Here is a 6,747-nt window from a genome sequence, read left to right as displayed (position 1 = left end):
GTTTTGCGGCGCCTCACCACGGAACGGCGGCGTTTCGTCGTCGGACGGGCTGCCCACAACCCGTCCGACCTGCCCGGCGGAACCCTTTTACTCGAGGCGGATCTCCTTCGGGGTATGCGCCGCTCGAAACCGCACGCCGGTCGATCGATCGGGTCCGCGAGCGGCCGCGTCGTCTTTTCATAGCTGGTGCCGGGGCCGACTGCGGCCTCACGGGTACCGCCTCTCGACTACCTGCAAGCCACCAGCACGCCATGTCACATCCGTACGATCTCCAGGACCGAATCGACCAGTTAGACGCCCTCGAGGGCGACGGGACCGAACTCGTCACGCTCACCGTCCCGCCCGGCAAATCGATCCGCGCCGTCCGCGAGCGGATCGCCGGCGAACACGCGAGCGCGGGGAACATCAAAACCGACCGGACGCGAGAGCACGTCCAGCGGGCGCTCGAGCGCAGCCAGCGACTGCTCCGCCGGTACGAGGCGACCCCGGACTCGGGACTCGTCGTCTACGCGGGCGTCGTCGACGGTGAACTCGTCTCCGCCGTCTTCGACGACCTGCCCGCCCCAGTGGCCGAATCGACGTACCGCTGCGACGACCGGTTCGATCTGACGCCGCTCCACGAGGCGGTCGCCCCCGACGAGACGTTCGGCCTCGTCGTCGTCGAGCGAGGGCGGGCCGCGATCGGGAGACTGGTCGGCGACCGGGTCGTTCCGACCCGAACCCTCGAGAGCCAGGTGATGGGAAAATCGAGAGCCGGCGGCCAGTCGGCCGCCCGGTTCGCCCGCGAGCGCGAGCGCCAGCAACGAGAGTTCTTCGACGAGGTCGGCGCCGTCGCGAACGAGGCGTTCGTCGGCACGGACCCGGTCGCGGGGCTCGCCGTCGGTGGCACGCTCGTCACCGCGAAAGCATTTGCCGACGGCGGCCATCTGGACCACCGCCTCGAGGACCGCCTCCTCGGAACCTACCCCGTCGAGTACGCCACCGAACGGGGGCTCGACCAGCTCGTCGACGCCGCGAGCGAGTCACTCCTGGACGTCGAGCAGCGGGTCCAGCGCGAGCGACTCGAGGAGTTCTTCGGGCGCCTCCGCGGGGACGACCCCGTCGCCTACGGTTCCGAGGACGTAGAGCGGGCGATCGAACTCGGCGCGGTCGAGACGGCGCTGGTCGCCTCGAGCGTGTTACCGGAGCGGCGACGGGAACTCGAAGCCGCGGTCTCCCAGTGGGGCGGTGATGTGGTCGTCGTTTCGGCCGAGACCGAACGCGGCGCACGCTTTACTGACGCCTTCGGTGGGGTCGGTGCACTGCTTCGGTTCCCCACGAGATGATCGGGCGACGCCTCGATTAGAAACTCGTCACCTTCGACTGAATCCGGCCGTCGTCGACTTCATCGTTGTCGGTGAAGTACCGGGCCAGTTCGTCGTCCCGAACGTCGTCGCTCTCGTGGAGGTACGCGAGCTCAGTTAGCGAGAGGTTCTCCCCGCGCCGGAGTTTTTTCAGGAGCTGGTCCCCGCTCAGCGACTGGTAGGTCACCTCGAGATCCACCGTCGCCGCCCGATCGTTCGTCGCCTCCGCGAGGTTGATCCCCTCCCGCAGGACGGTCTCGAACTCGAGGTCGGTGTCCCCCGCCGCCAGGTAGAGAAAGGCGATGGCGGAGACGAGCGCGTCGAACGCCTCGGTACCGTCGATCTCGCCGAATCGCTTCTCGAAGACGAGTTCTCGGTCGGTTTCCTCGAGGTGTTCGACCAGCACCTCGAAGTCGAACGTCGCCTCGTAGATCCGGTCTCTGATCCGCGCGCGAGCGTTTCGCTCCGACTGGACGCTGGCGAGTTCCGTCTCGCCGCGGAGGTAGTCACGGTCCGCCTGACTCAGCATTCCGCGTGATCTCTCATCCATACTCTGATATGGGTTATCTACTCTACAAACAGATATATGGATACCTCAATTCGGGTTATCTATCTAGTGACAGTGATAACAGTTATACTCGCTGTCACTGAGGGTCCGGACGGATATGACTGAGTCAGCGACTGTCGACGCGACGGGAGAATCGGGAGCGGCGTTCGAGGCGATACTCGAAGCCGAAACGCTGCGGTCGTCAGTGACGTTCGTCCACGCCCTGGTCGAGGAGTGTCATCTGTACGTCGACGAAACGGGGATCAGACTGTCGGCGATCGATCCAGCGACGGTCGCCTGCGTCGAACTGACCGTCGACACCGCCGCGTTCGAAGCGTTCGAGGCGACCTCGAGTCACCTCGGACTCGATCTCGGGCGCTTTCGCGACGTGGTCCGGATGGCCGACCGCGATCAGTTGATTCGGCTTCGCCTCGACGAGGAACGGCGGCTCCTCGAGATCTCCGTCGACGACCTCGAGTACACCCTGGCGCTGCTCGATCCCGACTCGATTCGTACCCCGCTAGACCGCTCGAATCAGCCGCAGCTCCCCGGGGCAGTCGTGACCGACGCCGACTCGTTCGGCCGAGCCGTCGGCGCGGCGGACATGGTCTCGACGCACATCGCACTCGGCATCGACGAGGAGGCGGAGACGTTCTACGCCGAAGCCGAGGGGGACACCGACAGCGTTTCGATCGCCCGACCGGCGGCCGAGCTACCCGATTTCACGGCCGAGGCGGCGCACTCGTTGTTCTCTCTCGAGTACCTCGTCGCGATCGACCGGGCGCTCTCCGGAGACAGCGAACTCGACATTCGCCTCGGCACCGAACAGCCGCTGGCCCTCGAGTGCGAGTTCGCCGAGGGGGCGGGCGCCGTCGAGTACCTGGTGGCGCCGCGGATCGCGTCGACCTGACGGTCGTCGCTCGACCCCTTCGCCGCCGAACCTCGGTACTCCTTTGTCACCCCATCTCCAACCTTCCGGGCATGAACGACGAGCAATCACGCGCGCTGTACGATCGGGCGCTCTCGGTGATGCCGGGCGGGGTCAACTCCGCGGTTCGGGCCGCGATCGAACCCTACCCGTTCTTCGTCCGGAAGGGAGAGGGCGGCCACGTCATCGACGCCGACGGCAACCGCTACGTCGACTGGGTGATGGGACTCGGGCCGCTGCTGCTGGGCCACGACCTGCCCGAGGGGGTGACTGCGGCGATCCAGCGGGCCGCGAGCGAGGGGCCGATGTACGGCACGCCCACCGAAGTCGAAGTCGACCTCGCGGAGTTCGTCGCCCGCCACGTCGACAGCGTCGAGAAGATCCGCTTCGTGAATTCGGGGACCGAGGCCACCGTCTCGGCGGTTCGGCTGGCTCGCGGCCACACCGGTCGGAACAAGATCGTCGTCATGCAGGGGGGGTATCACGGCGCCCAGGAGTCGACGCTCGTCGAGGGCGACCTCGAGAACCGATCACCTTCCTCGGCGGGCATCCCGCAGTCCTTCGCCGAGCACACCATCCCGGTTCCGTTCAACGACGAGGCCGCGATGCGCGAGGCGTTCGCCGAGCACGGCAACGACATCGCGGGGGTCCTCGTCGAGCCGATCCTCGCGAACTACGGCATCGTCCACCCGGTCGACGGCTACCACGAGTTCCTCCGGGAGATCACCGCAGAGCACGGCTCGCTGTTGATCTTCGACGAGGTGATCACCGGCTTCCGCGTCGGCGGCCTCGGCTGCGCTCAAAGCGAGTTCGGCGTCACTCCCGACCTCACCACGTTCGGCAAGATCGTCGGCGGCGGCTTCCCCGTCGGCGCCATCGGCGGCCGGGCGGAGATCATGGACGGACTCGCGCCCGCTGGCGACGTCTTCCAGGCCGGCACCTTCTCCGGCCACCCCGTGACGATGGCGGCGGGCCTCGAGACCCTAAAATTCGCCGCCGAGAACGACGTCTACGACCACGTCAACGGGCTGGGCGAGCAGCTTCGGGCCGGGCTGACGGACATCCTCGCCGATCAGGCGCCCAGCTACACCGTCGCCGGCACGGACAGCATGTTCAAGGTCATATTCACGCGAGAAGGTCCCGGACGGGGCGGGCTCGAGGGCCAGTGTGAAGCCGGCTGTGTACAGAACCCGGACTGCCCGCGCTACGACTACTGCTCGAAGAACGCGGCCGACGTCAAGCGCGCCGAAACCGAGCGCTGGCGGCGCGTCTTCTGGGGCCAGATGAAAGAGCAGGGAATCTTCCTCAGCCAGAACCAGTTCGAGTCCCAGTTCGTCAGCTACGGCCACACCGAAGAAGACGTCGAGGAAACGCTCGAGGCGTACAAGGAGGCGCTGTAGGGACTCGAGACCCCTCTCACGGATCTGTTCTGCTGTACAGACCGCTTCGGGCGATCAGAAAAGCAACTGTGCTCTGTATGGCTGCTCACTGCCCGCTGGAGAGTGCTGCCTCGATACGTGAGAGAGCGGCCAATATCTTATACAGCGCTCTGATTATCACCAACAATCCGACCACGATAAGGGAGGGTAGTATTTCCCCGCTCATCAACCCGTAGAACAGGATGGCAGCAAAGAGTACGACCCCAACGACGAGAATCAAATCCGAGCCGAGGCCCCCTCCTGGTTCGCTCATGACAAATATTTCAATACTAACGACGGTCTTATACTACACGATACGTGCTTCGCCTGTACTGACCGCGCTAACCATCGAAAGCGACGTGAAAGAACCGCTCTCGTTCTGCCGATCTCAGTCCTCGGTCGTCGTCTTGTCCTTCTCGAGTTCGCCCTGGTAGATCTTTGCCCCGTCCTGGGCGACCTTCTCGCCGAGGACCGCGCACTTGATCCGCATCGGCGAGATGTCCACCCCGAGCATGTCGACAATATCGTCGCGGTCCATCTCGAGCAGTTCGTCGACGGTTTTGCCCTCGAGTTCGAGCGACAGCAGGCTGGCGGAGGCCTGGCTGATCGCACAGCCGTCGCCCGAAAACGCCACCTGCTCGATCGTCTCCTCGTCCTCGGCCAGGCGGACGTCCATGCGGATCTCGTCGCCGCACATCGGGTTCTCGCCGACGTGGCTGAACGTTGGATCCTCGAGTTCCCCGTAGTTGCGGGGATTCTTGTAGTGGTCGAGGATCTGCTGTCGGTACATATCGGAGCCGAGTCCCATTACGCCTCTCGTAGGGTCGCTCGTCCGAAAAGGGTTCCGACCGTCGCGGCGGGTACGCTGTCCATCCTTCGGGTCGTCGAACGGTGTGGTGGTCGGCGTGTCTACTCCGAATCCGATTCGATCGGCGGATTCAGGTAACACGCGTCAACGATCACGATGATCCCGATGACGGCGGCCGGCACGAGCGCCTGGATCACCGTCAGGTTCAACGCGGTCGCGGCGACCACCGCAACCACGAACGCCATCGGTATGACCGCGAGCGCGAAGTCATACCGGGTCGCCGCAGTGAGAACCTCGACTACCGTCTCCAGCGGATCCGGATCGTCGTCCGAGTATCCGAACAGTGACTCAGTCATCGTTCTCACCTCGGCGTGTTTACCTACCACCGTCGAACTGATAAGTTCCCGGGGCGCAGGTGCCTGATTGCGTTCGCAACCGCACCTGATCTCCGGCTACGGTGGCTATCGCGGCGTTTTTACCCCCGTCCTGCCGTTCGTCGCGGCCTCGAGTGCCCGCCGAAGCGCCACCGGCGTTGCGAACACGGAGACGAGCACGAGCGCGAGCACGGCCGAAAACAGCCGCTCGTCGATGATGCCGGCGGCAAGCGCGCCCGTGATCACGACGAGTTCGACCCCCGCTCGAGGGAGCATGCCGGTACCGACGACGAGGGCTTCGGGGCTCGAGTGACCGCCGACCCGGGCGCCGAGATAGCTGCCGCCGATCTTGAGGAGTACGCCGGTGGCGACGACGGCGAGGACGAACGGATCGAACGTGAACAATGCGGCGGGATCCATCTGCGCGCCGACGCTGACGAAAAACAGCGGGATGAACACCCCGTAGGCGATACCGCCGACGCCCGCCCGAATCTTCCCCTTCTCGAAGTGCGGTTGGGTGCTGACGATCAACCCCGCGAGCAAGCCGCCGACGACCACGTCGAGTCCGACGGCGTCGGCCGCGTAGCCGAACAGGAACAGGATCCCCATGAGCCCGATCAGGTCGGCTCCGCGCTGGCGCGACCGCGCGAGAAGGTCGGCGATCGGGCCGATCGCCGCCGTTCGAAACGCCCAAGCGCCCAGAAAGAAGAGAACGACGGCGCCGACGACGCGGGCAAGTGCGGCGGGATCGCCACCCGTCTCGAGTCCCGCGAGCAACAGCGAGAACGCGAGCAGGCCGAGCACCTCGGCGGCGACGGCGGCGCCGACGACGTGGGCGCCGTCGGGGCGCTCGAGCGCCCCGAGGTCGATGAACGTCCGGGCGGAGACGCCAATCGAGGTGACGCCGATCGTGATACCGAGGACGACGCTGGCCGCGACGTCGTAGCCGAATCCGAGGCCGACCGCGACGCCGGTGGCGAACGGGAGGAGGACGCCGAACGCCACGATCGAAACGACAGCGAATCCGCCGCGACGAAGCGTTTCTGTATCGAGTTCTTCGTAACCGGCGTCGAACAGGAGCAGCATCGACCCGATCGCGGCCAGCAACGAGAACGAGGCGTCGAGGACGACGACGCCCAGCACGGCCGTCCCGAGAAGCACGCCCGCGAGAATCTCGCCAAGAATCGCCGGTTCTCCGGCCCGTTCGACGCCTTCTCCGAGCGCGAGCGCCACCAGCAGGGCGACCCCGACGGTGAGAAACACCTGGACGTCGGCCATATCTCACTCCCTTCCACAACGAGGAGGGTAAAGCCGTGGGGCGGCGGTTTC

9 protein-coding genes are annotated in these 6,747 nt (G+C 65.6%); 4 read left to right on the top strand and 5 right to left on the bottom strand.

All coding sequences use genetic code 11. From position 1 onward, the window contains the following. The coding region (locus tag AC6I6S_RS07955) for a hypothetical protein (RefSeq protein WP_497949267.1) at positions 1-183 on the top strand (183 nt) is incomplete at its 5' end. Positions 184-251: 68 nt separating this feature from the next. Next, positions 252-1,325: a peptide chain release factor aRF-1 gene (gene prf1 / locus AC6I6S_RS07950; protein WP_497949266.1), complete on the top strand. Its 1,074-nt coding sequence runs from the start codon at positions 252-254 to the stop codon at positions 1,323-1,325. Positions 1,326-1,341: 16 nt separating this feature from the next. Here prf1 and AC6I6S_RS07945 read toward each other — a convergent pair whose 3' ends face one another. After that, positions 1,342-1,893 carry a DUF8102 family protein gene (locus AC6I6S_RS07945; protein WP_497949265.1) on the bottom strand — a complete coding sequence of 184 codons (552 nt, stop codon included), beginning with the start codon at positions 1,891-1,893 and terminating at the stop codon, positions 1,342-1,344. A gap of 115 nt (positions 1,894-2,008) precedes the next feature. Here AC6I6S_RS07945 and AC6I6S_RS07940 point away from each other — a divergent pair, with 115 nt between their 5' ends. Both AC6I6S_RS07940 and hemL read left to right on the top strand, forming a co-directional pair. Continuing rightward, positions 2,009-2,800 carry a DNA polymerase sliding clamp gene (locus tag AC6I6S_RS07940; RefSeq protein ID WP_497949263.1) on the top strand — a complete coding sequence of 264 codons (792 nt, stop codon included), beginning with the start codon at positions 2,009-2,011 and terminating at the stop codon, positions 2,798-2,800. A gap of 71 nt (positions 2,801-2,871) precedes the next feature. Continuing rightward, positions 2,872-4,218: a glutamate-1-semialdehyde 2,1-aminomutase gene (gene hemL, locus AC6I6S_RS07935; protein WP_497949262.1), complete on the top strand. Its 1,347-nt coding sequence runs from the start codon at positions 2,872-2,874 to the stop codon at positions 4,216-4,218. An 85-nt stretch (positions 4,219-4,303) separates the two neighbouring features. On the opposite strand, the gene AC6I6S_RS07930 is transcribed toward hemL, so the two are convergent. The 4 genes from AC6I6S_RS07930 to AC6I6S_RS07915 form a co-directional block, all read right to left on the bottom strand. Beyond that, positions 4,304-4,510, bottom strand: a complete 207-nt coding sequence (locus tag AC6I6S_RS07930; RefSeq protein ID WP_497949260.1) for a hypothetical protein — start codon at positions 4,508-4,510, stop codon at positions 4,304-4,306. A 114-nt stretch (positions 4,511-4,624) separates the two neighbouring features. After that, a complete protein-coding gene (locus AC6I6S_RS07925) occupies positions 4,625-5,044 on the bottom strand; it encodes an iron-sulfur cluster assembly scaffold protein (RefSeq protein ID WP_497949259.1) in 420 nt (139 codons plus the stop codon). Between the two features lie 101 nt (positions 5,045-5,145). Further along, positions 5,146-5,400 carry a DUF8015 family protein gene (locus AC6I6S_RS07920; protein WP_497949258.1) on the bottom strand — a complete coding sequence of 85 codons (255 nt, stop codon included), beginning with the start codon at positions 5,398-5,400 and terminating at the stop codon, positions 5,146-5,148. A 105-nt stretch (positions 5,401-5,505) separates the two neighbouring features. Then, positions 5,506-6,696 carry a cation:proton antiporter gene (locus tag AC6I6S_RS07915; RefSeq protein ID WP_497949256.1) on the bottom strand — a complete coding sequence of 397 codons (1,191 nt, stop codon included), beginning with the start codon at positions 6,694-6,696 and terminating at the stop codon, positions 5,506-5,508. Positions 6,697-6,747 lie beyond the last annotated feature (51 nt).

The organism is Natrononativus sp. DTA114, assembly GCF_059736515.1.
The sequence above is the reverse complement of the archived record's forward strand: the minus strand, read 5'-3'. Positions and strand labels throughout refer to the sequence as shown.

Bases quoted from the DNA above. Each gene is read 5' to 3' on its own strand.
- prf1 (WP_497949266.1), top strand. From the start codon at position 252: ATGTCACATCCGTACGATCTCCAGGACCGAATCGACCAGTTAGACGCC.
- AC6I6S_RS07945 (WP_497949265.1), bottom strand. From the start codon at position 1,893: ATGGATGAGAGATCACGCGGAATGCTGAGTCAGGCGGACCGTGACTAC.
- AC6I6S_RS07940 (WP_497949263.1), top strand. From the start codon at position 2,009: ATGACTGAGTCAGCGACTGTCGACGCGACGGGAGAATCGGGAGCGGCG.
- hemL (WP_497949262.1), top strand. From the start codon at position 2,872: ATGAACGACGAGCAATCACGCGCGCTGTACGATCGGGCGCTCTCGGTG.
- AC6I6S_RS07930 (WP_497949260.1), bottom strand. From the start codon at position 4,510: ATGAGCGAACCAGGAGGGGGCCTCGGCTCGGATTTGATTCTCGTCGTT.
- AC6I6S_RS07925 (WP_497949259.1), bottom strand. From the start codon at position 5,044: ATGGGACTCGGCTCCGATATGTACCGACAGCAGATCCTCGACCACTAC.
- AC6I6S_RS07920 (WP_497949258.1), bottom strand. From the start codon at position 5,400: ATGACTGAGTCACTGTTCGGATACTCGGACGACGATCCGGATCCGCTG.
- AC6I6S_RS07915 (WP_497949256.1), bottom strand. From the start codon at position 6,696: ATGGCCGACGTCCAGGTGTTTCTCACCGTCGGGGTCGCCCTGCTGGTG.